We start from the raw sequence: 26443 nt of genomic DNA on the forward strand, positions 1-26443 counted from the left end.
GTGTCGCTCGCACTTTGGCAACAATGTCTTGACGCCCTGCAAGACGAGCTGAATTCACAGCAGTTCAATACCTGGGTTCGTCCCCTGCAGGCTGAGGAAGGCGACAGCGGAGAGCTGTGCCTGCTCGCCCCCAACCGCTTCGTGCGTGATTGGGTCAATGACAAGTACCTCAAACGAATTCACGAGCTGCTGCGTGAGCTGGCACCGGGCAAGCCGCCCAAGGTCGAGCTGAGCGTCGGTAGCCGCCGGACCGTCTCGAACCCGCGTCCGGAAGGCGCGGCTGCGTCGCCGGTATCTGCCCAGGCGCAAGCGCCGGGCCAGATGCCGAGCCCGCGTGCCCCTTCCGTGCATACGCCGCCGCGGGGCAATTTCGCGGAAGAGCGTGAGATGGCCGGCGATGGCGCCCGGGAACAGGCACCGCGTCGCAACACGCGCCAGGTGCAGGTAGAAGGTAGCCTCAAGCATTCCAGTGGCCTGAATCCGAACTTCACCTTCGAAACCTTTGTCGAAGGCAAGTCCAACCAGCTGGCCCGCGCGGCCTCGCGTCAGGTCTCCGAGAATCCCGGCGGCGCCTACAACCCGCTGTTCCTGTATGGCGGCGTGGGTCTGGGCAAGACCCACCTGATGCACGCGGTGGGCAATCATCTGGCCAAGCAGGGCGGCGAGAATGCCAAGGTGGTCTACCTGCATTCCGAGCGCTTCGTGGCGGACATGGTCAAGGCGCTGCAGCTCAATGCCATCAATGACTTCAAGCGTTTCTACCGTTCGGTGGATGCGCTGCTGATCGATGACATCCAGTTCTTCGCTGGCAAGGAGCGTTCCCAGGAGGAGTTCTTCCACACCTTCAATGCGTTGCTCGAGGGTGGTCAGCAGATGATCCTGACCTCGGACCGCTATCCGAAGGAGATCAATGGGGTCGAGGAGCGTCTCAAGTCACGCTTCGGCTGGGGGCTGACCGTCGCCATCGAGCCGCCGGAGCTCGAGACGCGCGTCGCGATCCTGATGAAGAAGGCCGATCAGGCCAAGGTCGATCTGCCTCACGATGCCGCCTTCTTCATCGCGCAGAAGATCCGCTCCAACGTGCGCGAGCTCGAGGGTGCCTTGAAGAAGGTCATCGCCGACTCCCACTTCATGGGGCGCGCGATCAATCAGGACTTCATCCGTGAATCCCTGAAGGACCTGCTGGCACTGCAGGACAAGCAGGTGGGTGTGGACAATATCCAGCGCACCGTGGCCGAGTACTACAAGATCAAGATTTCCGATCTTCACTCCAAGCGCCGCTCGCGCTCCGTCGCCCGTCCGCGTCAGGTCGCGATGGCGCTCGCCAAGGAGCTGACCAACCACAGCCTGCCGGAAATCGGCGATGCCTTCGGTGGGCGAGACCACACCACGGTGCTGCATGCCTGTCGCAAGGTGGCCTCGCTGCGTGAAGAGAACGCCGATATCCGCGAGGACTACAAGAATCTGCTGCGTCTGTTGACCAGCTGATCGAATTGCAGCGGCAGGTCGGGTTGGCGACAATCACGCTATCGGCCTGCTGTGCTCCGGGCTTGCCTGTCGCGGCCCCGAATTTCTTTTGCGTGCGCGCTGCCTGTCAGCGAGCATTGCCCCGTTTCCAGAGAGTGGAGTCTCCATGAAATTTGCCATTTCGCGTGAAGCCCTGCTGCGCCCGCTGTCCCTGGTGGCGGGTGTCGTCGAGCGTCGTCAGACACTGCCGGTGCTGTCCAATGTGCTGCTTGAAGTGTCCGATCAGCAGCTGTCGCTGACCGGGACTGACCTTGAGGTCGAGCTGATCGGGCGCGTCGAGCCCAGCCGTGTCGATGAGCCGGGTTCCGCGACGGTGCCGGCGCGCAAGCTGATGGATATCTGCAAGTCACTGCCCGAAGGCAGCGAGATCATTCTCGCGCTGGAAGAAGGGCGTGCCATTCTGCGCAGCGGCCGTTCACGCTTCACCCTGTCGACCTTGCCGGTGGCCGAGTTCCCGAACATCGATGATGGTCAGGGCGATATCACCGTCAGCCTGCCGCGCGGCACCCTCAAGCATCTGATCGACGCGACCTCCTTCGCGATGGCGCAACAGGATGTCCGGTATTACCTCAACGGCATGCTGCTGGAACTGACCAGCAACCTGGTGCGTACCGTGGCGACCGATGGTCACCGCCTGGCCGTCTGCGAGCAGGCCGCTGACATCAGCGTGCCGGAAGCGCAGAAGCTGATCATTCCGCGCAAGGGTATCCTTGAGCTGACGCGCCTGCTCGACGGCAGCAACGAGCTGATGACATTGACGGTCAGCGGGACGCACGTGCGTGCCCAGACCGGCGACTTCACCTTCACCTCCAAGCTGGTGGACGGCAAGTTCCCGGATTACGAGCGCGTTGTCCCGCGTGGCGGTGACAAGGTCATCGTGGCCGAGCGTGCCGAGCTGCGTCAGGTACTGTCGCGCACCGCGATCCTCTCCAACGAGAAGTACCGTGGCGTGCGCCTCTATCTGGAGGCCGGCAACCTGCGTGTGCTGGCCAACAACCCCGAGCAGGAAGAGGCTGAAGAGAATATTGCCCTTGATTATCAAGGGGCTGGCCTCGAGATCGGCTTCAATGTCGGTTACCTGATCGATGTGCTGGGAGTGCTGGATGCCGATCGCGTACAGCTGACGCTTTCCGATGCCAACAGCTCGGCGCTGTTGGAAGAGCCGGGTGGTGGCGATGCGCGTTACGTAGTGATGCCGATGCGTCTGTAATATCGTAATTGCTATTTAAATCAGTACCTTGAATCGTAATTGTGGCGCGATTGACGCGCGCAATCGCAGAATGAGCCTCGACAACACCCGCCATTTTCACTCCTGAATGGCGGGTGTTGTCGTATTTGAGCCCCGAAGGCGGCCATGGCTCTATTTCTCTATCGAATGAGGCCGTCATGGCGCTTGAACGACTTCAATTCCAGAATCTGCGCAACCTGGCGACAGTCGATATGGCGCCGGGAAAAGGGGTGAATCTGGTCAGTGGTGCCAATGGCAGTGGCAAGTCGAGCCTGCTGGAAGGTATCCATGTGCTGGGGCTGGCGCGCTCTTTCCGCACGCACAAGCTCAAGCATGCCATTGCGCATGACACGGCGGGAATGACGCTGTTTGGCCGCTTGGCAGGCGATCCACCGCGCCCCCTGGGGGTAAGGCGTGATCAGGCTGCAGATGGGCTGGAGATGCGGCTGGATGGCGAGAAGGTAGAGCGAGTCGCCCAGCTGGCTCAGGCCTTGCCGTTGCAGCTGATCAATCCGGATGCCTTCCGGTTGCTGGAGGGGTCGCCCTCTGCCCGACGTGAGTTCCTCGATTGGGGTGTGTTTCACGTGAAACACGACTTCTTCGACGTCTGGCGCCGTGTGCGTCGGGCGCTCAAACATCGGAACGCACTGCTCAGGCATGGTAAGATGGACGTTCAGGCACTTAACGTCTGGGATCGAGAGTTTGCTCACTGGAGCGAGCGTCTTGATGCCCTGCGCATGGAATATATGCAGGCGCTGGCGCCTCTGTTTCAAGCCACGCTTGCCGAGCTGATTGATTTACCCGAGCTGACTCTGCGCTATCAGCGCGGTTGGGATGCCAAGCGCCCTCTGGGCGACGTGCTGGCAGCAGGGCGCGACAGTGATAGCCATATGGGCTTTACCCAGACTGGCCCACAACGCGCCGACTTGCGTATTCGCCTGGGGCGACGCCCTGCAGTCGAGGTGTTGTCTCGCGGCCAGCAGAAGCTGGTGGTCAGCGCTCTCAAGCTGGCTCAGGGTCGCTTGCTCGAAGAAATGAACGGACGTACCTGTGTCTACCTGATCGACGATCTGCCGGCGGAACTGGATGGCGAGCATCGCCGTCTGTTCTGCCAGCTGTTGGCAGGCCTCGAGTGCCAGGTCTTCGTGACCTGCGTCGAACCCGAAACATTGGATCGGGTATGGTTGCCGAACACTGATGTCAGGATGTTTCACGTGGAACACGGGCGACTGCACACGGAATGATTTCACGACGGAGAAGCCAATGAGCGAACAGGCTTACGACTCATCAAGCATCAAGGTCCTCAAGGGCCTGGATGCCGTACGCAAGCGCCCCGGCATGTATATCGGTGATACCGATGACGGCACGGGGCTGCATCATATGGTGTTCGAGCTGGTGGATAACTCCATCGACGAGGCGCTGGCCGGTCACTGTAGCGAAGTCCGGGTCGTTATCCATGCCGACGAGTCAGTTTCCGTCAGCGACAACGGTCGTGGTGTGCCGACCGAGATCCATGAAGAGGAAGGCGTCAGCGCAGCGGAAGTCATCATGACCGTGCTGCACGCAGGCGGTAAGTTCGATGACAACTCCTACAAGGTCTCCGGCGGTCTGCACGGTGTGGGTGTCTCGGTCGTCAACGCGCTATCCGAAGAGCTCAAACTGACCATCTGGCGTCAGGGCAATGTCCACGAGCAGATCTATCGCCATGGCGAGCCGCAGTCGCCGCTGGGCATCGTGGGCCAGACCGAGAAGACCGGTACCCTGGTGCGCTTCAAGCCTTCCCCGCTGACCTTTGCCAATATCGAATTCCACTACGAGATTCTGGCCAAGCGTCTGCGCGAGCTGTCCTTCCTGAACTCCGGTGTCGCCATCCGTCTGATTGACGAGCGCAGCGGCAAGGAAGAGCTGTTCCATTACGAAGGTGGCCTCAAGGCGTTTGTTGACCATATCAACACCAACAAGGCGCCCTTGAATCCGGTGTTTCATTTCGAGATGGAGCGCGAGGATGGCATTGCCGTCGAAGTGGCGATGCAGTGGAATGAAGGCTTCGCCGAGAATATCTTCTGCTACACCAACAATATTCCTCAGCGCGATGGCGGGACTCACCTGGCCGGCTTCCGTGCGGCACTGACGCGTACGCTCAATAGCTATATTGAGGCGGAAGGTCTGCTCAAGAAATCCAAGGTCGGTACGACCGGGGATGATGCCCGTGAAGGTCTGACCGCGATCATCTCGGTCAAGGTACCGGACCCGAAGTTCTCCTCGCAGACCAAGGACAAGCTGGTATCGTCCGAGGTCAAGACAGCCGTCGAGCAGGAAATGGGCCGTCTGTTCTCCGAGTATCTGATCGAGAAGCCCAACGAAGCCAAGGGCATCGTCAACAAGATGCTGGATGCGGCGCGGGCGCGTGAAGCCGCACGCAAGGCGCGTGATATGACGCGTCGCAAGGGCGCCCTGGATATCGCAGGTCTGCCGGGCAAGCTGGCTGACTGTCAGGAGAAGGACCCGAGTCTCTCTGAACTGTACCTGGTCGAGGGTGATTCCGCTGGTGGCTCCGCCAAGCAGGGGCGTGATCGTCGTACCCAGGCGATCCTGCCGCTGAAGGGCAAGATCCTCAACGTCGAGAAGGCGCGCTTCGACAAGATGCTGTCGTCTGCCGAGGTTGGCACGCTGATCACCGCGCTGGGTTGCGGTATCGGTCGTGAAGAGTTCAACCCCGACAAGCTGCGCTATCACTCCGTCATCATCATGACGGATGCCGACGTCGATGGTTCGCACATCCGTACGCTGCTGCTGACCTTCTTCTTCCGTCAGATGCCGGAGCTGATCGAGCGCGGTCATATCTTCATTGCCCAGCCGCCGCTCTACAAGATCAAGCGTGGCAAGCATGAGCAGTATCTGAAGGACGAGCAGGCGCTGCAGGACTATCTGACCGCCACGGCGCTTGACGGCGGCAAGCTGCACGTCAACGCTGATGCCCCGGGTATCGCCGGCGCTCAGCTGGAAGCGCTGGTCAACCAGTATCGTGGCGTGATGAAGCGCATCGATCGTCTGGCGCGCGTCTATCCGTCTGCCGTGCTGCGCAAGATCGTGCACGCTCCGCATCTGGATGAGGCCGCTCTCGCGGACCAGTCTCAGGTGCAAGGCTGGATCGACGGTCTCCAGAAGGAAATGGATGACCTGATTGCCTATGAGGGCGGCCCGCACTACAGCTTCACTCTCAGCCACGACGGCGAGCGCAATCTCTATCTGCCGGCGGTGACGCTGACGGCACATGGTGTCAGCAGCGATTACCTGTGGGATGTCGACTTCTTCAAGTCCGCCGACTACCGCGAGATGAGTGAGCTGGGCAACATGCTGGAAGGCCTGCTGGAAGCTGGCAGCTACGTCTCGCGCGGTGAGCGCAAGAAGGAAGTCGTCACCTTCTACGAAGCCCTCGACTGGCTGATGAAGGAAGCGGCACGTGGCTTCAGCATCCAGCGCTACAAGGGGCTGGGCGAGATGAACCCGGATCAGTTGTGGGAAACCACCATGGATCCGGAGTCCCGTCGCATGCTGCGTGTGACCGTCGAGGATGCGATCGGTGCCGATCAGATGTTCAACACCTTGATGGGTGATGAAGTCGAACCGCGCCGTGACTTCATCGAGCGCTTCGCGCTGGTGGCCAACCTCGACGTCTGATGGCGTTGAGCTAGCGCTTGGCAGATGTCTTGCCAAGCCGGGCTAGAAAAACGGCCCCTGATCTTCGATCAGGGGCCGTTTTTGCATGTGCGTGTTGCCGCAATCAGGGGCAAGGATAACAGCGAGGAGTAGGGCTCGGTCACGGCTGAGGGTGTCGTCTCAGCCGGGCGTGCCGCCCTGATCGGTGCGTTGCTTGGTCAGCCAGGCGGTGATTCGCTCTGCCGTGATGGAGGACGTCGCAAGCCCCAGGTGATCAATTGTCTCGAGGACTTCCACCTGCGCCGCGGGGTGGTGGGGTTGCAGACATTGAGCAAGTCGCTCGGCATGAAACGCCTCGTCATGCTCGCCGATCAGCGCCAGCACTGGCAGCTGATGATGGGCGAGCGCCTTGAGGTCACTTTGATAGTCGCGAGGATTGAGGCCCGTCATCAAGCGCCACGAGTAGGCGTCGGTGGTATGTGCATCGCGGTACTCTGGCGGGATATTGAAGCCAAGGACCTCAATATGATCCAGGCGATGGATGCCGAGCCGATTCAGCAGCGCGCAGGCCAGCATTCGCGCGATGCGTGGCTGTGCCCAGCGTGAATCACGGCGCATGTTGGGCGCGAGATGATGCAGGTACGGCGCCAGCAATATCACGCCGTGGAGCGGAATATCGGCACGCTGGCGCTGACAGGCAGCGGCCGAGAAGCGCAGTGCCAGGCCGCCTCCGGCAGAGTGGCCAGCGACAATGACTCTGGCATCGGCTGGTAGCTCGAGCGACAGGATCAGGTCCTCGAGGTCTTCCTCGAGCTGGAGCAGGTGGTCGATGTCGCCACGTCGCTGCGGGGCTGGGCCGTGGCCGCGCAAGTCCGGCGTATGCACATGATGACCAGCCTCAGCCAGGCGCGTTGCCAGCGATGCGAGATAACGGCTGTCAGCGCTGGAGCCATGCAGCAGGATTAGGTGTGAGCGGCTCCCTGACATGCCTGCTGCGGGATAATGGCGACAGCCCAGGCTGCTGTCATCGCGGCAGCGGTAGGGGACGAGTTCATTCGGCGCTGACCACGCTTCCTTGTCTGCCAGGAAGGTTGTGAAATCAAAGGCATGGCTGCTGGAATCTGGCATTGGCTACACTCGCTCGGATGTCACGTCATGAAAAAAGCCCGCTATCTGATCCGGTCAGATAGCGGGCTTTTTCGTTCAAGTGCTCGGCGCACTCGACAGGCTGATCAAGCCCCGTGCCTCAAGGCTCGATGTCTCAAGGCTTGCTGCCTCAAGGCTTAGTGCGCCTGATTGAGGAAGCCTTCATCCAGCTTCAGCTCGTCATTGCGGTTGACGCCGATATCGCGGGACAGGATGTTGCTGGCGATCTGCTTGGCTTCTTCCAGAGAGTGCATCTGTGCGGTGCCGCACTGATAGACGTTGAGCTCCGGAATCTCCTCCTGACGCGCCACGTTGAGCACGTCCTGCATGGCAGCAGACCAGGCAGCGGCCACGCGAGCTTCTTCCGGTTCACCGATCAGGCTCATGTAGAAACCGGTACGGCAACCCATCGGTGAGATATCGATGATCTCGACGTCATCACCGTTGAGGTGCTCGCGCATGAAGCCGGCGAACAGGTGCTCGAGGGTGTGAATGCCTTTCTCGGAGAGAATCTCTTCATTCGGCACGCAGAAGCGCAGGTCGAAGACGGTGATGTTGTCGCCTTTCGGGGTGCCCATCTTCTTGGCCACGCGCACGGCAGGCGCCTTCATGATGGTGTGATCGACAGTGAAGCTATCCAGCAGTGGCATGTGAAGCCTCCAGCATGAGGAAGTGAGACAGGCAGGCAGTCGCCCGCCCGGATTCATGTCTGAAGGGTAGCATATCGCCGCTACTGATTAGAGAGGCAAGCGCGCCGTGCGCAGGGTTATCGCAGGGCCGGCGCGCCTCACAGATAGCTTTCGGCAGCGGCTTCACAGCTGACGCAGCGGCGCTGGGACTTTCCCGGCTCACCATCCGACATGGGGTGATTGAGCTCACCATCGAGCAGGCGGTTGGTGAAGTCGGCCAGGTTGGCCACTACCAGCACGTCCTTGAGCCCCTCGCCATCTGCCAGCGTCTTCTGGCCCTTGCCGGTCATCACCAGCGCGGCGCGACAGCCGGCCTTCTGGCCCGCGATGAGGTCACGCAGGCTGTCGCCCAGCATCCAGGCACCTTCGAAGTCGGGAATCTGCAGGGCATCCTGGATCTGGTGGAGCAGACCGGGTTCCGGCTTGCGGCAATCGCAGCCGTCGTCCGGGCCATGCGGGCAGTAGGCAATGTGAGCGATATCGCCACCGGCTTCCTTCACCAGCTGCATCATCTTGGTGTGCATCTGGTCGAGTTCGCGGTGGCCGAAATGGCCACGGGCGATTCCGGACTGATTGGTCGCCACGGCCACGGTATAGCCAGCGCGGGTCAGACGGGCAATGGCCTGGATGGAAGTGGGGTATTCGATCCACTCCTCGGCGTTCTTGACGAAGGCATCGGAGTCTTCATTGATGACACCATCACGGTCGAGCACGATCAGTTTTTGCATGGTCAACTCTTCACTTCAGGGCAGTCAGGGGCGTCAGCCGGGCTGCTTGTCAGGGGTCGCCGCTTTGCCTGGAAAATTGTGAGCCGAGTCACAAGATGACGCTCGCACGTGGGGATGGGCAAATGGCGCCGAGTGGTCGAAGTGCGTGGTGCGACAGGCTGCCGCGCTTTTCGAACACTGTTTCTATACTGGAATACTAGTGCGACCTAGGTAGGGGATCAAGGCAGAAATTGTGACATCGCTGCCGTGTTGCGTGAAATCCTGTCACGCAACACGGCATTTCGGGACCCCGGATGCAAAAGAACCCCGCCGTGGCGGGGTTCTTTTGCAGAGACTGCGCGTTACCGATGTCAGGGACAGCGTGGATCGGCAGTTCTTATTGGGTCAGCAGACTGATGTCGGCCACACCCATGAACAGGCCTTGCAGACTGGCCAGCATCGCCAGACGATTGGCGCGCACGGCGGCATCGTCGGCGTTGACCATCACCTGATCGAAGAAGGCATCGACCGGCTCGCGCAGGCTGGCCAGTGCATCGAGGGCCTCCTGGTAGCGCGCCGCGGCGAACAGCGGTGCCACTTCCGCGCCACGTGCCGTCAGGGCCTCTGCCAGTGCCTGCTCGGCCGGCTCGCTCAACAGGCTCGCATCCACCTCGGTGCGACCATCGTGCTCGGCCTTGGCGAGGATGTTGGAGACGCGCTTGTTGGCTGCAGCCAGAGCAGCGGCCTCCGGGCGTTCGCCGAAGGCGTGCACGGCACGCAGACGACGCGCGAAGTCCAGCGGATTGCTGATCTTCAGGGTACGCACGGCCAGGTACAGTTCGGCACCCATGCCTTCATCGCTGGCCCAGGCGCGGAAGCGATCGAGCATGTACTCGAGCACGTCCTCGACCAGTCCTTCGGCCTTGGGCAGATCACGATGCTGCTTGGCGCTGACGGTCAGCAGCTCGCGCAGGTCGAGGTCCAGCTCACCCTTGATCAGGATGTTGAGCACCCCGATGGTGGCGCGACGCAGTGCGAACGGGTCCTTGGCGCCGGTCGGACGCTGACCGATGCCGAAGATGCCGGTCAGGGTGTCGAGACGGTCGGCCAGGGCAATCGCCATGCCGGCCTTGGTCGTGGGGATCGCATCGCCGGCGAAGCGCGGCAGATACTGTTCTTCCAGCGCGAGAGCGACGGTGGCATCTTCGCCATCGTGACGGGCGTAGTAGTGGCCCATGATGCCCTGCAGTTCCGGGAATTCCAGCACCATCTCGGTGACCAGGTCGGTCTTGGCCAGCTGTGCGGCACGTGCGGCGTGGTCGACATCGGCACCGATGCGTTCCGCGATGTGGCGTGCCACGGCTTCGCTGCGACGGGCCTTCTCGGCCATGCTGCCCAGCTTCTGCTGGAAGACGACGCTCTCGAGCTTCTCGCGACGCGATTCCAGCGTGCTGCGCAGGTCGGTCTCGTAGAAGAAGGCGGCATCGCCCAGACGCGGACGAATCACCTTCTCGTTACCGGAGATGACCTGTTGTGGGTCCTTGCTCTCGATATTGGAGACGGTGATGAAGGCCGGCTTGAGCTTGCCGTCGTTGTCCAGCAGGTGGAAGTACTTCTGGTTGGCCTTCATGGAGGAGATCAGACACTCCGCCGGCACTTCCAGGAAGCGCTCGTCGAAGGTGCCTGTCAGTGCCACCGGCCATTCCACGAGGCCGTTGACCTCGTTGAGCAGGGCTTCCTCGATGACGGCGTTGGCACCATAGACTTCCGCCTCGGCCTGGACCTGTTCGCGGATACGCTCACGGCGCACCTCACGGTTGGCCAGCACGCGGGCATCTTCCAGCGCGTCGAGATAGTCCTCGGCGTGCGCCAGCGTGATGGCCTGCGGCGCATGGAAGCGGTGGCCGAAGGTGGTGCGACCGGAGTCGAGGCCGAGCACGCTGGCCTCGATCACTTCGCTGCCGTAGAGCGCGACCAGCCAATGCACCGGACGCGAGAACTCGATGCGTGAGGCACCCCAGCGCATGTTCTTCGGCACCGGCAGGCGAGCCACGACCTGCTCCAGCATGGCCGGCAGCAGGGCGGAGAGATGCTCGCCCGGCTGGGTGTGACGATAGCCGAGCCAGGTGCCCTTGTCGGTTTCCAGCTCGATCAGATCACTGACTTCGACACCGCAGGAGCGGGCGAAGCCCTGCACCGCACGGGTCGGTTCGCCATCCTTGAAGGCGGCGGCCTTGGCCGGCCCGCGCTTCTCGATCTCGCGATCCGGCTGGCGCTCGGCCAGGGATTCGATCATCACCGCCAGACGACGCGGTGTGGCGTAGGCACGTACCTGACCGAAGGCGACTTCGGCGTCGCGCAGGCCATCGGCGAGGCCGTTGGCGAGGCTGTCAGCGAGTGCGTCGATGGCGCCCGGCGGCAGTTCTTCGCAGCCCAGTTCGATCAGCAGGGTATTCACGGAGGCCATGCTTACGCGTCTCCCTCGGTAGTGGTGTCATCGGCGGCGAGCAGCTCATCACGCAGCGCTTGCGGGGCCAGCGGGAAGCCGGCGGCCTTGCGCGAATCGTAATAGGCGTGGGCCACATCACGGGCGAGAGTGCGCACGCGCAGGATGTAGCGCTGACGCTCGGTGACGGAGATGGCGTGACGCGCATCCAGCAGGTTGAAGGTATGTGATGCCTTCAGTACCTGCTCGTAGGCCGGCAGCGGCAGGTTGGCGGTCAGCAGCTTCTGGCACTCGCTCTCGCAGTGATCGAAGGCAGCGAACAGCTCCGGCACGGCAGCGTGCTCGAAGTTGTAGGCCGATTGCTCCTTCTCGTTCTGCAGGAAGACGTCGCCATAGGTCACGACGGAGCCGTCCGGCGCGGTGGTCCAGATCAGGTCGTAGACGCTGTCCACGTCCTGCAGGTACATCGCGATGCGCTCGAGGCCGTAGGTCAGCTCGCCGGTGACCGGGAAGCATTCGATGCCGCCTGCCTGCTGGAAGTAGGTGAACTGGGTCACTTCCATGCCGTTGAGCCACATTTCCCAGCCGAGGCCCCAGGCGCCCAGCGTCGGAGATTCCCAGTTGTCCTCGACGAAACGGATGTCGTGGACCAGCGGGTCGATGCCCAGACGCTCCAGCGAGCCCAGATAGAGCTCCTGCAGGTTGGCCGGTGACGGCTTCATCACCACCTGGAACTGATAATAGTGCTGCAGGCGATTGGGGTTTTCGCCGTAGCGGCCGTCGGTGGGACGGCGGGAAGGCTGCACGTAGGCAGCGTTCCAGGTTTCAGGACCGATGGAGCGCAGGAAGGTCGCCGGGTGGAAAGTCCCCGCGCCAACCTCCATATCCAATGGTTGCAGGATGATGCAACCCTGTTCGGCCCAGTATTGCTGCAGGGCCAGAATCAGGCCCTGGAAGGTTTTCACGTCTGGCTGTGTCATTGGTGAAGCCCGTTGGCCCATGAATTCGAGAACTGCCGAGTATACAATCCCCGCTTATCGGGTTATAGGCCGCAGACGAAACCGAGTGCGTGCCATTTCCAAATTCTGATGTGTCGCGTTACTGAACGCGCGCGTTGCCTACAAGCCTCTAGAGGCTCTGGGAGCTCAAATGATCGTCGTTACCGGAGGCGCCGGCTTCATCGGTGCCAATATCGTCAAGGCACTCAATGACCGCGGCCGTACCGATATCCTGGTGGTGGATGACCTGAGTGACGGCACCAAGTTCGTCAATCTGGCGGACCTGACCATCGCCGATTACCTCGACAAGGACGACTTCCTGATTCGCGTCCAGTCGAGCCTGATGGGCGAGTATGCCGAGTTGCCGAAGATCGAGGCGATCTTCCACGAAGGCGCCTGCTCGGACACCACCGAGTGGGACGGCCAGTTCATGCTCGAGAACAACTTCGAGTACTCCAAGGTGCTGCTCAACTTCTGCGAAGCGAACCAGATTCCCTTCCTCTACGCGAGCTCCGCGGCGACCTACGGCGACAGCCAGGTCTTCAAGGAAACGCCGGAGTTCGAAGGTCCGCTCAACGTCTACGGCTACTCCAAGCTGCTGTTCGATCAGCACGTGCGCCAGCGCTGGGACAGCCTGACCACCCAGGTCGTCGGCTTCCGCTATTTCAATGTCTACGGCCCGCGTGAGCAGCACAAGGGCAAGATGGCCAGCGTAGCCTATCACCATCACACCCAGGTGAAGGCGGGCGAGAACCCCAAGCTGTTCGGCGCCTACGATGGCTACGATGCCGGCATGCAGAGCCGTGACTTCGTCTATGTCGGTGATGTGGTCGACGTGAACCTGTGGTTCCTCGATCACCCGGAAGCCTCCGGCATCTTCAATCTGGGTACCGGTCGCGCCGAGCCGTTCAAGGCGATCGCCGAGACCGTCATCGAGTACTACGAGAAGGGCGAGATCGAGTACATCGACTTCCCGGAAAACCTCAAGGGTCGCTACCAGAGCTTCACGCGTGCCGATATCGGCAAGCTGCGCAAGGCCGGCTGCAACGTCGAATTCAAGACCGTTGCCCAGGGCACGCGCGCCTATCTCGAATGGCTGAATCGCTGAGTCCGAGCACGTGTGGACTGAGCGCGTGCGGACTGAGCGTGTGTGGATTGAGGGTGAGCGCCTGCCTCGCAAGGGCGATGGGGCAGGGCAAGCGCACCCGCAAGGAGGATTGGCCGTGAAGAGGAGCAAGGCATGAGTGAGCGCATTCTGGTGGTCGGGCCCAGCTGGGTCGGCGACATGGTGATGGCGCAGAGCCTGTTCATGACGCTGAAGCAGCGCTCGCCCGGCTGCCGGATCAGTGTGCTGGCGCCCGCCTGGTCGCAGCCGATCATCGAGCGCATGCCCGAGGTCGAGGAGGCACTGGCGTTGCCGGCGGGGCATGGTGACTTCGCCCTTAAGGCGCGCTGGCAGCTCGGGCGTTCGCTGCGTGGGCGCTTCGACCGCGCCATCGTGTTGCCGCGCTCGTGGAAGGCAGCGCTGGTGCCGTTCTTCGCGCGCATTCCGGTGCGCGTCGGCTTCACCGGTGAGCAGCGCTACGGCCTGCTCACCGAGTGCCGCAAGCTCGACAAGTCGGTGCTCGATCAGACCGTCAAGCGCTTCACGTCGCTGGGCCTGCCCGTTGAGGAGGCCAATCCGCCGGCGGGCATCCCGGAGCCCGCTCTGGTCACTGACAGCGCCAATCAGCTGCGCTTGCGCGGCGAGTTGGGACTGGTGGCGCCGCCGGCACCCATCATCGGCATGATGCCCGGGGCGGAATATGGCCCGGCCAAGCAGTGGCCGCTGGCGCACTTTCGCGCGCTTGCCGAGTCATTGACTCGCCAGGGGGCCGAGGTGCGCATCTTCGGTGGCCCCAAGGATGTCGCGGCGGGAGAGGAGATCGCCCAGGGGCTTGCGGGCGTTCACAACCTGTGTGGCAAGACGCGGCTGGCGGATGCGGTGGACCTGATCGCCGAGTGTCGGGAAGTGGTCAGCAATGACTCCGGCCTGATGCATGTCGCGGCCGCGGTAGGGGCCCGTATCCAGGGTATCTACGGTTCCTCGTCGCCGCATTACACGCCGCCGCTGACGGCCAATCGCGAGATCCACTGGCTGGCGCTGGAGTGTTCACCCTGCTTCAAGCGCGTCTGCCCGCTGGGGCATACCAATTGCCTGAACCATATTGCTCCCGAGCGACTGTTGACGGCGATCTCGCTGGATGAGGATGCGCGGTGAACCTGCCGAGAAACCGTACGACGGATGATCTGATCCACCCGCGCATGCGCGGGGCCATGCAGCGTGCTCAGCGGATCGAGGCGCTGCGTGCCTGGTGCGAGCACCACCTGATACTGCCGTTCAGTCGTTGCTGGTTGATGCGCTGGAAGCGCCAGCGTGCACGCCATCAGTCCCTTGAGCGCCGTGGCCTGCCGCGTCATGCGCTGGAAGACGTGATGGGGCAGGAGGCGTTGACGGTCTGGGTCAATCCGCGTGAGCTGGTGCGCGACGTCAACTTCGGGCGTGACAAGCGCAACCGGCCTTCCTCCAACGCCTTCATCTGGGATGGCGACTGGGACCTGCGGCGCGGTGCCTTCCGTTTCGGTTCACGCTCGCGTCTGATGCGGGACCTGATCGAGCATGGCGATGACCTGACGGTGACGGAGCGCTATCAGCACTTGAAGGCCTTGCTGGAGGCGGGCAAGCCGTGGGCGTCTCCGCGTGATGGGCTGTTGATGGACAGTGAGGAGCAGATTCTCGGCTATCTGCGCTGTTATCGCGGTTATCTGCAGGACATGGCCAGCAATGGCTTTCGTCAGGGGGTCACCAAGGACGAGATGGGTGTCGCGGTGACGCGTGAGGGTCGCCTGCTCAAGATCAACCGTGGCCTGCATCGTCTGGCCATGGCGCAACAGGTCGGTGTGCCCAGCGTGCCCGTCGTCATCAAGGCGGTACATCGTGAGTTCTGGGACAGAGTGACCGCTGGTGCCGAAGGCGGTGAGGCCCTGCAGCGGCTGCAGGCTGCGCTGCGTGAGTGTCGACCCGAAAGCGAACCAGGTCCGCTGGATCCCAAGACATATCCCGTATTGGGTGTGGATGAAGGTTGGCCGGATCTGCGCGGCCTGGAGGACGGTGATTCGCGCGCCTGAGTTGCTGACCTGCTGTTTGGAAAAACGAAAAAAGCCCTGTTTCATTGTGATGTTTCACATGAAACAGGGCTTTTTTATTCTCTAGCCGGGCGATAGGTACTTGGATGATAGGTGCCTGGACGATAGGTGCTTGTGGGCCAGCTGTCTGAGATGAAAAGTGGTCTAGCGTGCCAGCCGCTGATAAAGCCCCAGATAGGCCTCGCCCATGGCGCTGGGAGTGAAGCGTGCCAGATGCCTCCGTGCCCCCGCGACCAGCCGCTCCCGACGTGGTGCATCAGCGACGAGTGCCACGATGGCGGCAGCCAGTGCCTGGGCATCGCCGGTGGGTACCAGCACGCCGGTGCTGTCGTCATGCACGATATCGGGGATGCCATCCACATCGCTTGCGATGATCGGTACGCCGTGATCCATCACGTCGAGCAGAATCGAGCCGAGACCCTCGTTGCGTGACGGAAAGGCGAACAGATCGAAGGCTTCCAGATAGTCGCCGACATTGGTGTGGAAGCCTTCCCAGACCAGATTGTCGAGATCGCCACTTTCCGCCTTGAAGGCCGCCTCGTCCTCACCAGCGCCCAGGCAGACGAACAGCAGCTGCGGGTGGCTGTCGCGCAGCCTGCGGGCCGCCTCGATCAGCACTCGCTGGCCCTTGTGGCGGTCCACCAGGGCGCCGACATGCCCGATGACAACACGATCCCCTGCGGGCGTATTGCCGAAATGCTGGCGTAGCTCGGCCACGGCCTGCTTGTCGCTGGGCAGATGGGCGAGGGTGCTGGGAATCAACGCCGTCTCGCCCCATTGGCGCTCCCGCAGGTGAGATTCGATCACCGACGAAATCGCCACCCGGCAGGCGGCCGCGCGATAGGTCAGGCGATTGAACGGCTTGTCCTTCACCGGCTGGGGCACCCGGCGTGTCAGCAGGTAGGGCGTGCCGGTGAGGCGCTGATGCAGCCATGCCCAGTGCACGGCCTTGGCTTCGTGAGCATGCACGATATCGGCGCGGGGCTGGCCGAGATGGCCCTTGAAGCGTCCGCTGATCTCGATCACGTCCACCGTGACGGCAAGCTCAAGCGCCGCCAGTTCGCTGATCAAGGGCGAGCCCCGTAGGCACACCAGTGACTGGCGGATCGGCGCACCGGCTTCGCCGTTCTCCCCCGGACTTGCGCGTCGCGCCAGGTCCGCGATCAGGTTGAGCGTCTGGCGCTCACCGCCGCGAAAGCCGCGTGCCAGATTGACATGGCGTACGTGAAGCGGGCGCGTCACACCTCGCGCGGCAGTCGGCTCACAGCTAGAGGTCATGGTCACCATACCTTGTTGAAATCTTCGGCCTCACGCACCTTGGCGTCGCGCTGGAATTCCAGCAGCTTGGCGTATTTCAGGTAGGCATTGACGCTGGCTGACAGCGCCACCGAGAAGCCATCGACGCCATCGCGGAAGCCGGCCTGGAAGACGAACTTGCGCATGAAGGCATTGCTGGCATGCAGGAAGGGAGTGAAGGCGTTGGCGCGTTTTCCCTTCTGATACATGATCTTGGCGGCGCGGTTCGAGAAACGGCCACTGGCCTTGACGAACAGTTCACCGAGATTGGCGAAGCTGTAATGCTCGAGATCGGCGTCCAGCTCGCAGGGATGGTTGGCCTGCACCGAGCTGTGCTGACGCGAATCGCGGAAGGCGAGTTTCTCGCGGTCATACAGGCGCAGGCAGTAATCGGGATACCAGCCGGCATGCCTCACCCAGCGCGAGCCGATGAAGTTGCGACGGCGTAGCGCGAAGCCATCATGGGGCGTGCTGTCGAGTGCCAGTTCCCGGATGGCGCTGACGGCACCGTCGGTCAGGCGCTCATCGGCATCCAGAGACAGCACCCAGCGGTGGCTGGCATGGCTCGGCCCGACATTCTTCTGCGGCCCGTCGCCCAGGTAGGGTTGATCGATCACCACGGCGCCCATGTTGCGCGCCAGCTCGCAGGTGGCATCGGTGGAGCCGGAATCGACCACGATCAGCTCATCGCAGACCTGGGCCAGCGAGCGCAGGCAGTCCTCGATGTTGTGGGCTTCATTGAGGGTGATGACACAGCCGGTGATGGGTACGGCGGTGTGTAGCTTGCCATCAGAAGAATGGGCGGCCGGGGCCTCGTCGCTCGTATTCATGACGGTCTCTGTCATAAGGGCGCCTGCAGCACGACGGGGTGTGGCAGGCGCCGATGGGACTCAGTGGCAGGCTCGCCTGGGCGATGCGTCTGCCGACGATTCATGTCGCTATCGTACACTGCATGGTCGCCGATGCCTTGCCGGGCGGTATTCTGAAGTGCCATTCGGGAAGCGCCATGCGTGAAGGATCAGTCTTGGTCGGCTCAAGCTTGATAGGCGCTGCGGATGCGGGCCAGGCACGCCGCATGATGTGTCGGGGTGAAGCGGGCCAACGAACGGCCCAGGCGGGAGAGATTGCTCTCGCGCCAGCGTGCATCCGTGGGAGCCTCGGCATGCAGCTGGCAGCGATCGAGATCGATCACGTAGACGCGTTCGCTTTCATCGATCAGCAGGTTGCGTGCGTTGAGGTCGACATGCTCGAGCCCGGCGTCATGCACGGCGCGAATGGCGTGGCCTGTGGCGTCGAGCAGGCGAAGCAGAGCCTCGGGCAGCTCGGCCCCGGCAGTCAGGCGCTGTGCTTCGAGGGCGATCAGGTCATCGGCGAAGGCGCGTGCGCCGGGAATCAGCACCGTGATCAGGGCGGCCTCGTAGGTCAGACCATGCCGCCACACGCAGGCACCGACGGGCTCTGGCACCGGCAGCCCCTGGCGATACAGACGCTCCGTCAGGCGCAGTTCGGCGAAGGCGCGGGTGCGCTCAAGGCCGGTATAGAGGTAGCGCTGACTGGCGAGCTTCGCGATCAGGCCGCCGCGACGATAGGGGCGCAGTGCCCAGCGGCGAGCCGGTGTCGCGGTGGTATTGGCGGGTTGCAGTTCGGCGGGCAAACGACAGACATCGAGGAACAGACTCGCCCCGCGCCCCGGCGCTTCGCCGGTCACGGCGTCGTGTTCGCGCCAGAACGATGGCATGAACCAGTCCGGCGTCATTTGTGGCGCTGTTTCGCCATCATATAGAATGTGGGCATTCTCATTTCGGAAAACTGCCATCCGCATGAAGCATCCTCTCCCTGCCCAGCCCGCACATATCTGCGTGCTCCGGCTCTCCGCTCTCGGCGATGTCTGCAATCTTGTGCCAACGGTACGCGCCTTGCAGCGTCAGTGGCCTGAGGCCCGCATTACCTGGATCGTCGGCAAGGGGGAGCACAGTCTACTGTCCGGCCTGACCGGGGTCGAGTTCGTGGTCTATGACAAGTCCACCGGCCTTGCGGGCATGCGCGCCATCTGGCGGCAGCTCAAGGACACGCACTTCGATGTGCTGCTGCACATGCAGCAGGCACTGCGTGCCAGTGCGCTGTCCCTGGGCCTCAAGGCCAAGGTGCGCATCGGTTACGACCGTGCGCGCGCCAAGGACTGGCAGTACCTCTTTACTTCCCATCAGCTGGCCCCGAGAGAGCGCGCCCACGTGCTGGAGTCGTTCATGGACTTCGCGCGTACGCTGGGTGTCGAGGACTGCCGCCTCGACTGGCGCCTCGATGTACCGCCCGAGGCCTACACCGAAGCCGCACGCGTCACCGGTGAGGCGCCGTATCTGATCATCAGTCCGTGTGCCAATCCGCGACTGCGCAACTTCCGCAACTGGTCGCCGGAAGGCTATGCGGCGGTCGTCGATCATGCCTGGCAGCAATATGGCATCCGCAGCGTGATGACCGGTGGCGGCAGCCCGCAGGAACGTGAAATGGGCGCGCGCATCAAGGCGCTGGTCAGCGAAGGCGCGGTCATCGATGCCATCGGTGGCACCTCGCTCAAGGGCCTGTTGGCGATGATCGATCGCGCCGTGGCCGTGATCGCGCCGGATTCCGGCCCGGTGCACATGGGCAATGCGCTCAACACGCCGGTGATCGGCCTGTACGCCACCACCAACCCCGAGCGCGCGGCACCGTACTGCTGGCAGCATCTGGTGGTCAATCGCTATCCGGACGCCGTGAAGACCTATCTTCACAAGCAGATGGACGAGATCAACTGGGGCCAGCGCGTGCGCCATCAGGACGCCATGAGCCTGATTCGCGCCGAGGATGTCATCGCGCGCCTCGCTGAGCTGCTGGCGGACACCGATGGCGTCATTCGTGGCCAGAGCTGCGAACGTCTGCCGGTCGCGGCTGTCTCCTCTACGGATACCTCTTCTTCCCAATCCCCCTCTGCACGCGGAGACGCCTGATGAAGCTTGATCTGACTGCGCTTGAACAGGCTCGCCTGCTGGTCGTGGGTGATGTGATGCTCGACCGCTACTGGCACGGTGGCACCTCACGCATCTCGCCGGAAGCACCGGTACCGGTGGTACGAGTCGGCGAGAGCGAAGACCGCCCCGGCGGTGCCGCCAACGTCGCGCTCAACATCGCCTCGCTCGGCGCACATGCCACCCTCGCGGGTGTGGTCGGTGAGGATGACAACGCTGCCATCCTCACGCGCGCGCTGGAAAACGCCAATGTCATCACGCGCTTCCAGGCCAGTGACAGCGTGCCGACCATCACCAAGCTGCGCGTGATGAGCCGCAATCAGCAGCTGCTGCGCCTCGATTTCGAGGAGCCGCTGCACGAGGTGGATACCAGCGCGCTGGTGAGCCAGGTCGAGGCCGAGCTGGGCGCCAGTGGCGTGATGATTCTCTCCGACTACGGCAAGGGCTCGCTGAATCAGGTCGAGGCGCTGATCGCCGCTGCGCGTGCGGCGGGCAAGCGTGTGCTGGTCGACCCCAAGGGCAGTGATTTCTCGCGCTATCGCGGCGCCAGCATCATCACCCCCAACCTGACCGAATTCGAGACCATCGTCGGGCCGTGCCGCAGCGATGAGGAACTGGCCGAGAAGGGCGAGGCACTGCGTGCCGAGCTCGAGCTGGAAGCCCTGCTGGTGACGCGCAGCGAGAAGGGCATGACCCTGATCCGCGAGGGCTATCAGCCGCTGCACCTGCCGACGCATGCGCGTGAGGTCTACGACGTCACCGGTGCCGGCGATACGGTGATCGGCGTGCTGGGCCTGGCGCTGGCGGCCGGTCACGCCTTCCCGGAAGCCGTGATGCTGGCCAACCTGGCCGCGGGTCTGGTGGTCGCCAAGCCGGGCACCGCGACCCTGTCGGTGGCGGAGCTCTACACCGCGCTGCACGGCGACAAGCTGGCGGAATTCGGCGTGATCCAGGAGTCCGCGCTCATCCCGGCAGTCAAGGCCGCCCAGGCACGCGGCGAGCGCGTGGTGATGACCAATGGCTGCTTCGACATCCTGCACGCCGGTCACGTGGCCTACCTGCAGGAAGCGGCACGCCACGGCGATCGCCTGATCGTGGCCGTCAACGACGACGACTCGGTGGCACGCCTGAAGGGGCCGACACGCCCGATCAACCCGGTGCTGCGCCGCATGCAGGTGCTGGCGGGCCTCGGTGCGGTCGCCTGGGTGGTGCCCTTCAGCGAGGACACCCCGGCACGCCTGATCGAGGCCGTGCTGCCGGATGTGCTGGTCAAGGGCGGCGACTATCGTCCCGAAGAGATTGCCGGGGGAGAGGCGGTTATCGCCAATGGCGGTGAAGTCCGCGTGCTCGGTTTCGAGGACGGCGTCTCCACCACCGCGATGATCGCCACCATTCTCGATCGCGAGGACTAGGCGTGAGCCTTGCCCGCGGCCTCTACAGCACCGCGCTGACCCTGTTGTCGCCCCTCATCTGGCAGCGGGTCTGGCGCGAGCACGATGCCCAGCACCCGCGCCTGGAGCGGCTGGGTATCATCCCCTCTACGCCGAGCACCACGCCCGACAGTGAGCGCCCCATCTGGCTGCACGCCGCCTCGCTGGGCGAGGTGGTGATGGTGGCGAGTCTCGTCGAGGCACTGCGTCAGCGCTACCCACGGCGCCCGCTGGTGCTGACGACCATGACAGCCACCGGCGCTGCACAGGCCGCACGTCTGCTGCATACCCCGCAGGGCTCGCCCGAGCTTGCCCCGGCCCGTCACCATTATCTGCCGCTGGATTTCCCGCTGAGCGCGCGGCGCTTCGTGCGTCGGCTGCGTCCGGCGCTGGCGATCATGGTGGAAACCGAGCTGTGGCCCAACCTGATGGCGGCCTGCGCGCGGGATGACATTGCGCTGTGCGTCATCAATGGCCGCCTGTCGCCGCGCGCCTTCCAGCGCTATCGCAGGATCGGCGCCCTGATGCGCGACAGTCTTGCTCACGTCAGTGGCCTGTCGGCCAAGTCGCAGCAGGATCTGGAGCGTTTCATGGCGCTTGGCCTGCCGCCAGCGTGCGGCGCGGCCGTCGGCTCGCTCAAGTTCGAACTGGACATTGCTGAACAGGTCATTGCCGACGGCCAGTCGCTGCGCCAGTCATTCGCGCAGCGGCCGGTATGGATCGCCGCCTCGACGCATGACGGCGAGGATGGCCAGATACTCGCGGCGCATGCCGCGGTGCGTGACCAGCATCCTCAGGCCTTGCTGCTGTTGGTACCGCGCCATCCGCAGCGCTTCGAGGCAGTGGCCGCTCAGGCGGCGCAGTGGTGTCAGGCGCGCGGCGAGAGCAGCCTGCGGCGCAGTGCCATGTCAGAGAGCGGCACCGAGGTGGTTGGCGCCGTATCGGTACTGGTCGGTGACAGTCTCGGGGAATTGCTGACGCTGTATGCGGCCAGTGATATCGCCTTTATCGGCGGCAGTCTGATGCCCATCGGCGGGCACAACCTGCTCGAGCCCGCCGCGTTGGGGCTGCCACTGCTGAGTGGCCCATCGCTGGACAACTTCAGCGAGATCGCCGAGGTGATGACCGCGGAAGGCGCGCTTCAGGTCGTCGCGGATGACACGGCATTGGCCGAGGCGGTGAATGCGCTGTTCTCGGATCAGGCCGCGCAGCAGATGGCAGGTCAGGCGGCCAGTCAGGTCGTGGAGCGCAATCGCGGCGCGCTGAGTGGCACCTTGGCGATGCTCGAGCACCACCTGCCGCTGTGACGTCCCTGCGCACGCAAAGTGTGCATTGACTGTCTGGTCAGACAGAAAACGCCGCACAATCGTGCGGCGTTTTCTGTTTGTCAGTGGTCTGGCGCTGCGAGTGGCCTGGCTCTTTCCTGCGAAGCAATCGACAGGCTCGGCAATCTGCAGCTCAGCAGTCGACAAGCTCGGCTGTCACGCCCATTTCTGCCTCCAGCGCCCCCAGGCAATCACGTGCGGCGGGGCTGGCATTGCTGATCACCACATCAAAGTCACTCAGCGGGGCGATGAAGGCGGGGCGCACCATCTCGAACTTGCGCGCATCGACGATCAAGAAGCGCTGCATCGCGCTTTCCAGAGCGGCCTGCTTGGCTGCGACCTCATGGAAATGGAAGCAGCTGACGCCTCGCTCGGCATGCACTCCGCCCGCCGAGAGAAAGGCCTTGTTGATGCCGAGGCGGCGGATGGCTTCCGGCATGTCGGTGGCGGTGAATGACTGGGTGGCCGGGTGAAACAGGCCCCCCAGCATCACCAGCCGCACCCCGGGCAGATGGCCGACCGCATTGGCCACATTCAGGGCGCAGGTCACCAGGGTCAGCGTCTGCTGGCGGTCGATGGCGGCCGCAAGATGGACCAGCGTGGTGCCGCAATCCACGTACAGGGTGTCGCCGTCCTCGATATGACTGGCCAGCTGCTGGCACAGCGCTTGCTTGATCGGGGCGCTGGCGTCGATCTCGCGATCCAGGCGATAGACGCTGCCGGCGGATGAATCGACCAGCAACAGGCGGCCACCCAGAATTTCCAGCAGTCCGTTGCTGTGCGCCACGTCGCGACGAATGGTCATCTCCGAGACGGCGCATAGCTGTGCGGCGTCGCTCAGTTGCAGAGGGCTGCCTTCGCGCAGAATGGCCTGCAGGCGGTCGAGTCGGGCGGCGCTGTGATTGTTCATGCGGCTTTTGTCCTTTGGTGCCGGTTCCGATGAGGGAGCGTTGGCGAAAACCTGGGCTGAAGCGCCACGTCCCACGTCAGAAGCAGATGATAAACCACTGACACACAGGGAGAACCTCAAAAATGCCCCTGACACTGCCAGTCTGGCACTGGAAGACAAGTGGGCGTGAGGTAAAACGGACGTATTGACTATTTGGTCAGGCTGTGACTTTTTGAACATGGTGAGAATGCAGGATAACACTGCACGACGTTGAGAACGGGTCGTCGCAGCCCTGCACGCAGCACCCATAACAACCACAAGAACCCTCAGGATCTTCCCAATGAATCCCCTCATGAGTCTCGTCGGGATGGCTTCGCTCATCCTCATTGCCGTGGCGCTGTCGTCGAATCGACGCGCCATTCGCCTGCGTACCGTGGGTGGTGCCTTTGCCATCCAGCTGGCCATCGGCGCCTTCGTGCTCTACACCTCCTTCGGCCAGGGAGTGCTGGCCGGTGTCTCCGGTGCCGTCAGTCAGGTGGTCAACTATGCCGATCAGGGCATCAACTTCCTGTTTGGCAGCCTGGCCAATCCGGGCAGTGGTGTCGGCTTCATCTTCGCGGTCAAGGTGCTGCCGATCATCATCTTCTTCTCATCGCTGATCGCGGTGCTCTACTACCTCGGCATCATGCAGTGGGTGATTCGCCTGCTGGGCGGCGGCCTGCAGCGTGTGCTGGGCACGTCGCGTACCGAGTCGCTCTCGGCCACGGCCAACATCTTCGTCGGTCAGACCGAGGCGCCGCTGGTGGTCAAGCCGTATCTGGCCAGCATGACGCGCTCCGAGCTGTTCGCGGTGATGTGTGGTGGCCTGGCCTCCGTCGCCGGTTCGGTGCTGGGCGGCTATGCGGCGCTGGGCATTCCGATGGAATATCTGGTGGCGGCATCCTTCATGGCCGCGCCCGGCGGGCTGCTGTTCGCCAAGCTGCTGTGCCCGGAGACGGAGAAGCCGGATGACTCGATCGCCCTCGCCGATGCTGCCCTCAAGGATGATGATGCGCCCTCCAATGTGCTGGACGCTGCGGCCTCCGGTGCGTCTTCCGGCCTCAAGCTGGCGGCCAATGTCGGGGCGATGCTGCTGGCCTTCATCGCGCTGATCGGCCTGATCAACGGCATTCTCGGCGGCGTGGGTGGCTGGTTCGGCATGGACACGCTGAGTCTCGACATGATTCTCGGCTGGTTGTTCGCGCCGCTGGCCTTCCTGCTGGGCGTGCCGTGGAGCGAGGCGACCCTGGCGGGTTCCTTCATCGGCCAGAAGCTGGTGGTGAACGAGTTCGTCGCCTACATCAATCTGGCGCCCTACCTCAGCGGTGACAGCATCGTCGCGGCCACCGGCGCGGTGATGACGCCCTACACCATGGCAGTGCTGTCGTTCGCGCTGTGCGGCTTCGCCAATCTGTCGTCGATCGCCATCCTGCTGGGGGGGCTGGGCAGTCTGGCACCGACACGCCGTCATGAGATCGCAAGCCTGGGGCTCAAGGCGGTACTCGCCGGCACGCTGTCCAATCTGATGTCGGCGGCGATTGCCGGTTTCTTCCTGGCGCTGGCGGCCTGATGCATTCCTCGCTCTCCGCCCGGTCAGTCGACGGGAGCCATCCTGCCGGCATGCGCCGGGCGGCAAGCGAGGAAACATCGGGGCGTCATCTCGGGGAAGCCGAGGGTGGCAAGGTGCCAGGCGAGAGTGTGAAAAGGTTCACATTGTCGTCGAGGGCACGTTGATCACCCCCGAAATGTCGCTCTGTCGTTTTTGCGAGGAAGTGCTAACATCGCCGCCTTTCCAGACTGGGCCCCGTGCGAGTTTCACTCCCGCGCCTTCGTCGGACTTCATAGCGACAAGACCCGCTCAGCGGGCAAGACCACAAGAATTCGAACAGTCTCATCATTCAGGACAGGATCGTTACGCGATGACCATGCTCAAGACCCTCGCGGCCAGCACTCTGGCTGCCACCACGCTGCTGACCGCTGCAGCACCGGCGCAGGCTACTGACTTCAATGGCGATATCCACGCCAATGATTACAAGTGGCTGACCTTCAACCTGATGCGCAGTGAAGACAACCGCCTGCCGTTCCGCAACAGCGAAGATACCTACCTGGAGATGGAGTTCGGCGGCCGCTCGGGCATCGTCGATCTCTACGGGTATGTCGACTTCTTCGACCTGCTGGACGACAGCTCCGATGACCTGAACGACGGCGACAACTTCTTTGCCAAGCTGGCGCCGCGCTTCTCGCTGGACGCCATGACCGGTTACGACCTGTCGTTCGGCCCGGTGGATGAGCTCTACATCGCCACCGTCACCAACATCGGTGACAACGGCGCATTCGGCGGTCTGTGGGAGCACTACGTCGGCCTGGGCAGCGATGTGCAGGTGCCGTGGTTCGGCAAGATGGGCTTCAACCTCTACGCGCGTTACGTGCGTGAGAACTACGGCGGCGAAGACGAGAGCAAGTGGGACGGCTACATGGCCTCCACCAACTGGTTCAAGCCGTTCGTCAACTTCGATGATGGCAGTTTCATCGCCTATCAGGGCTACCTGGACTACAAGTTCGATGCCGACGAAGTGGGCAGCCAGGCGGGCCGCAGCGTCAACAGCATGGAGTGGTTCAACGGTATCTACTACCACACCCAGCGCTATGCGATCGGCTATGGCCTGAAGTACTACAACAACATGGCGTTCTTCACCGATGGCTCCACTGCCACCGGCGTTCGCCAGGACACCACCGGCTTCGGCAACTACTTCAGCATCAACTACAAGTTCTGATCACCGCTTCGCTCTCGCTGAGCGACCGGCGCTAAAACAGAAACGGGAAGCCCCTCAGGGCTTCCCGTTTTTCGTCTGGCTGCTGTGGCATCTGACACCTG

Annotated in this window: 21 protein-coding genes; 12 read left to right on the forward strand and 9 right to left on the reverse strand. The window is 63.0% G+C overall.

What is annotated here, in order from left to right:
* The 4 genes from dnaA (at position 1) to gyrB (ending at position 6436) form a co-directional block, all read left to right on the forward strand.
* Positions 1–1488: a chromosomal replication initiator protein DnaA gene (gene dnaA, locus CLAM6_RS00005; protein WP_043331654.1), complete on the forward strand. Its 1488-nt coding sequence runs from the start codon at positions 1–3 to the stop codon at positions 1486–1488.
* A 145-nt stretch (positions 1489–1633) separates the two neighbouring features.
* The gene (gene dnaN / locus CLAM6_RS00010) at positions 1634–2737 is read left to right on the forward strand and encodes a DNA polymerase III subunit beta (RefSeq protein ID WP_043331653.1); all 1104 of its coding nucleotides are present in this window, start codon (positions 1634–1636) and stop codon (positions 2735–2737) included.
* Positions 2738–2913: 176 nt separating this feature from the next.
* Complete coding sequence (gene recF / locus CLAM6_RS00015) at positions 2914–3999, forward strand: DNA replication/repair protein RecF (RefSeq protein WP_153636738.1); 1086 nt, start codon at positions 2914–2916, stop codon at positions 3997–3999.
* Positions 4000–4018: 19 nt separating this feature from the next.
* Positions 4019–6436, forward strand: coding sequence for a DNA topoisomerase (ATP-hydrolyzing) subunit B (gyrB, locus tag CLAM6_RS00020; protein WP_153634997.1), 2418 nt, complete (start codon positions 4019–4021; stop codon positions 6434–6436).
* A gap of 159 nt (positions 6437–6595) precedes the next feature.
* On the opposite strand, the gene CLAM6_RS00025 is transcribed toward gyrB, so the two are convergent.
* The 5 genes from CLAM6_RS00025 to glyQ all read right to left on the reverse strand — a co-directional run bounded on the left by CLAM6_RS00025 (position 6596) and on the right by glyQ (position 12383).
* Positions 6596–7543 carry an alpha/beta hydrolase gene (locus CLAM6_RS00025; protein ID WP_153634998.1) on the reverse strand — a complete coding sequence of 316 codons (948 nt, stop codon included), beginning with the start codon at positions 7541–7543 and terminating at the stop codon, positions 6596–6598.
* Positions 7544–7698: 155 nt separating this feature from the next.
* Positions 7699–8211 (reverse strand): S-ribosylhomocysteine lyase, encoded by a 513-nt coding sequence (gene luxS, locus CLAM6_RS00030; RefSeq protein ID WP_043331647.1) that lies wholly within the window; start codon positions 8209–8211, stop codon positions 7699–7701.
* Positions 8212–8348: 137 nt separating this feature from the next.
* Positions 8349–8978 carry a D-glycero-beta-D-manno-heptose 1,7-bisphosphate 7-phosphatase gene (gene gmhB, locus CLAM6_RS00035; RefSeq protein ID WP_153634999.1) on the reverse strand — a complete coding sequence of 210 codons (630 nt, stop codon included), beginning with the start codon at positions 8976–8978 and terminating at the stop codon, positions 8349–8351.
* A gap of 376 nt (positions 8979–9354) precedes the next feature.
* Complete coding sequence (glyS, locus tag CLAM6_RS00040; RefSeq protein ID WP_153635000.1) at positions 9355–11424, reverse strand: glycine--tRNA ligase subunit beta; 2070 nt, start codon at positions 11422–11424, stop codon at positions 9355–9357.
* Between the two features lie 2 nt (positions 11425–11426).
* Positions 11427–12383: a glycine--tRNA ligase subunit alpha gene (glyQ, locus tag CLAM6_RS00045; RefSeq protein ID WP_107335756.1), complete on the reverse strand. Its 957-nt coding sequence runs from the start codon at positions 12381–12383 to the stop codon at positions 11427–11429.
* Between the two features lie 169 nt (positions 12384–12552).
* Between glyQ and rfaD the strand changes: the two genes are divergently transcribed.
* From rfaD to CLAM6_RS00060, 3 genes are all read left to right on the forward strand, one after another.
* Positions 12553–13509 (forward strand): ADP-glyceromanno-heptose 6-epimerase, encoded by a 957-nt coding sequence (gene rfaD / locus CLAM6_RS00050; protein ID WP_054556380.1) that lies wholly within the window; start codon positions 12553–12555, stop codon positions 13507–13509.
* 132 nt (positions 13510–13641) lie between these two features.
* Positions 13642–14661 carry a lipopolysaccharide heptosyltransferase II gene (gene waaF / locus CLAM6_RS00055; RefSeq protein WP_043331640.1) on the forward strand — a complete coding sequence of 340 codons (1020 nt, stop codon included), beginning with the start codon at positions 13642–13644 and terminating at the stop codon, positions 14659–14661.
* Positions 14658–15569: a hypothetical protein gene (locus CLAM6_RS00060; protein WP_153635001.1), complete on the forward strand. Its 912-nt coding sequence runs from the start codon at positions 14658–14660 to the stop codon at positions 15567–15569. Before waaF ends, CLAM6_RS00060 begins: the two co-directional genes overlap by 4 nt.
* Positions 15570–15731: 162 nt before the next feature.
* Here the strand turns inward: CLAM6_RS00060 and CLAM6_RS00065 are convergent, their stop codons facing one another.
* The 3 genes from CLAM6_RS00065 to CLAM6_RS00075 form a co-directional block, all read right to left on the reverse strand.
* Complete coding sequence (locus CLAM6_RS00065; protein ID WP_153635002.1) at positions 15732–16865, reverse strand: glycosyltransferase family 4 protein; 1134 nt, start codon at positions 16863–16865, stop codon at positions 15732–15734.
* A 2-nt stretch (positions 16866–16867) separates the two neighbouring features.
* The gene (locus CLAM6_RS00070) at positions 16868–17713 is read right to left on the reverse strand and encodes a glycosyltransferase family 2 protein (RefSeq protein ID WP_153635003.1); all 846 of its coding nucleotides are present in this window, start codon (positions 17711–17713) and stop codon (positions 16868–16870) included.
* A 203-nt stretch (positions 17714–17916) separates the two neighbouring features.
* Complete coding sequence (locus tag CLAM6_RS00075; protein ID WP_153635004.1) at positions 17917–18705, reverse strand: 3-deoxy-D-manno-octulosonic acid kinase; 789 nt, start codon at positions 18703–18705, stop codon at positions 17917–17919.
* Here CLAM6_RS00075 and CLAM6_RS00080 point away from each other — a divergent pair.
* From CLAM6_RS00080 to waaA, 3 genes are read left to right on the forward strand one after another with little or no spacing between them, the layout of a single operon-like run.
* Entirely contained in the window at positions 18704–19867 is a 1164-nt protein-coding gene (locus tag CLAM6_RS00080; RefSeq protein WP_153635005.1) for a glycosyltransferase family 9 protein, read from the forward strand. The genes CLAM6_RS00075 and CLAM6_RS00080 overlap by 2 nt on opposite strands.
* Positions 19867–21297, forward strand: a complete 1431-nt coding sequence (gene hldE, locus CLAM6_RS00085) for a bifunctional D-glycero-beta-D-manno-heptose-7-phosphate kinase/D-glycero-beta-D-manno-heptose 1-phosphate adenylyltransferase HldE (RefSeq protein WP_043331637.1) — start codon at positions 19867–19869, stop codon at positions 21295–21297. The genes CLAM6_RS00080 and hldE overlap by 1 nt, the downstream gene beginning before the upstream one ends.
* A gap of 2 nt (positions 21298–21299) precedes the next feature.
* Positions 21300–22622, forward strand: a complete 1323-nt coding sequence (waaA, locus tag CLAM6_RS00090) for a lipid IV(A) 3-deoxy-D-manno-octulosonic acid transferase (RefSeq protein ID WP_153635006.1) — start codon at positions 21300–21302, stop codon at positions 22620–22622.
* Positions 22623–22773: 151 nt separating this feature from the next.
* On the opposite strand, the gene CLAM6_RS00095 is transcribed toward waaA, so the two are convergent.
* On the reverse strand, positions 22774–23550 hold the full coding sequence (locus CLAM6_RS00095) for a DeoR/GlpR family DNA-binding transcription regulator (RefSeq protein ID WP_054556386.1): 777 nt from the start codon (positions 23548–23550) through the stop codon (positions 22774–22776).
* 319 nt (positions 23551–23869) lie between these two features.
* Between CLAM6_RS00095 and CLAM6_RS00100 the strand changes: the two genes are divergently transcribed.
* Both CLAM6_RS00100 and CLAM6_RS00105 read left to right on the forward strand, forming a co-directional pair.
* The gene (locus CLAM6_RS00100) at positions 23870–25138 is read left to right on the forward strand and encodes a NupC/NupG family nucleoside CNT transporter (RefSeq protein WP_153635007.1); all 1269 of its coding nucleotides are present in this window, start codon (positions 23870–23872) and stop codon (positions 25136–25138) included.
* A gap of 349 nt (positions 25139–25487) precedes the next feature.
* Positions 25488–26342 (forward strand): outer membrane protein OmpK, encoded by an 855-nt coding sequence (locus tag CLAM6_RS00105; RefSeq protein WP_082388693.1) that lies wholly within the window; start codon positions 25488–25490, stop codon positions 26340–26342.
* Positions 26343–26443 lie beyond the last annotated feature (101 nt).

The organism is Cobetia sp. AM6 (assembly GCF_009617955.1).
GTDB lineage: Bacteria > Pseudomonadota > Gammaproteobacteria > Pseudomonadales > Halomonadaceae > Cobetia > Cobetia amphilecti.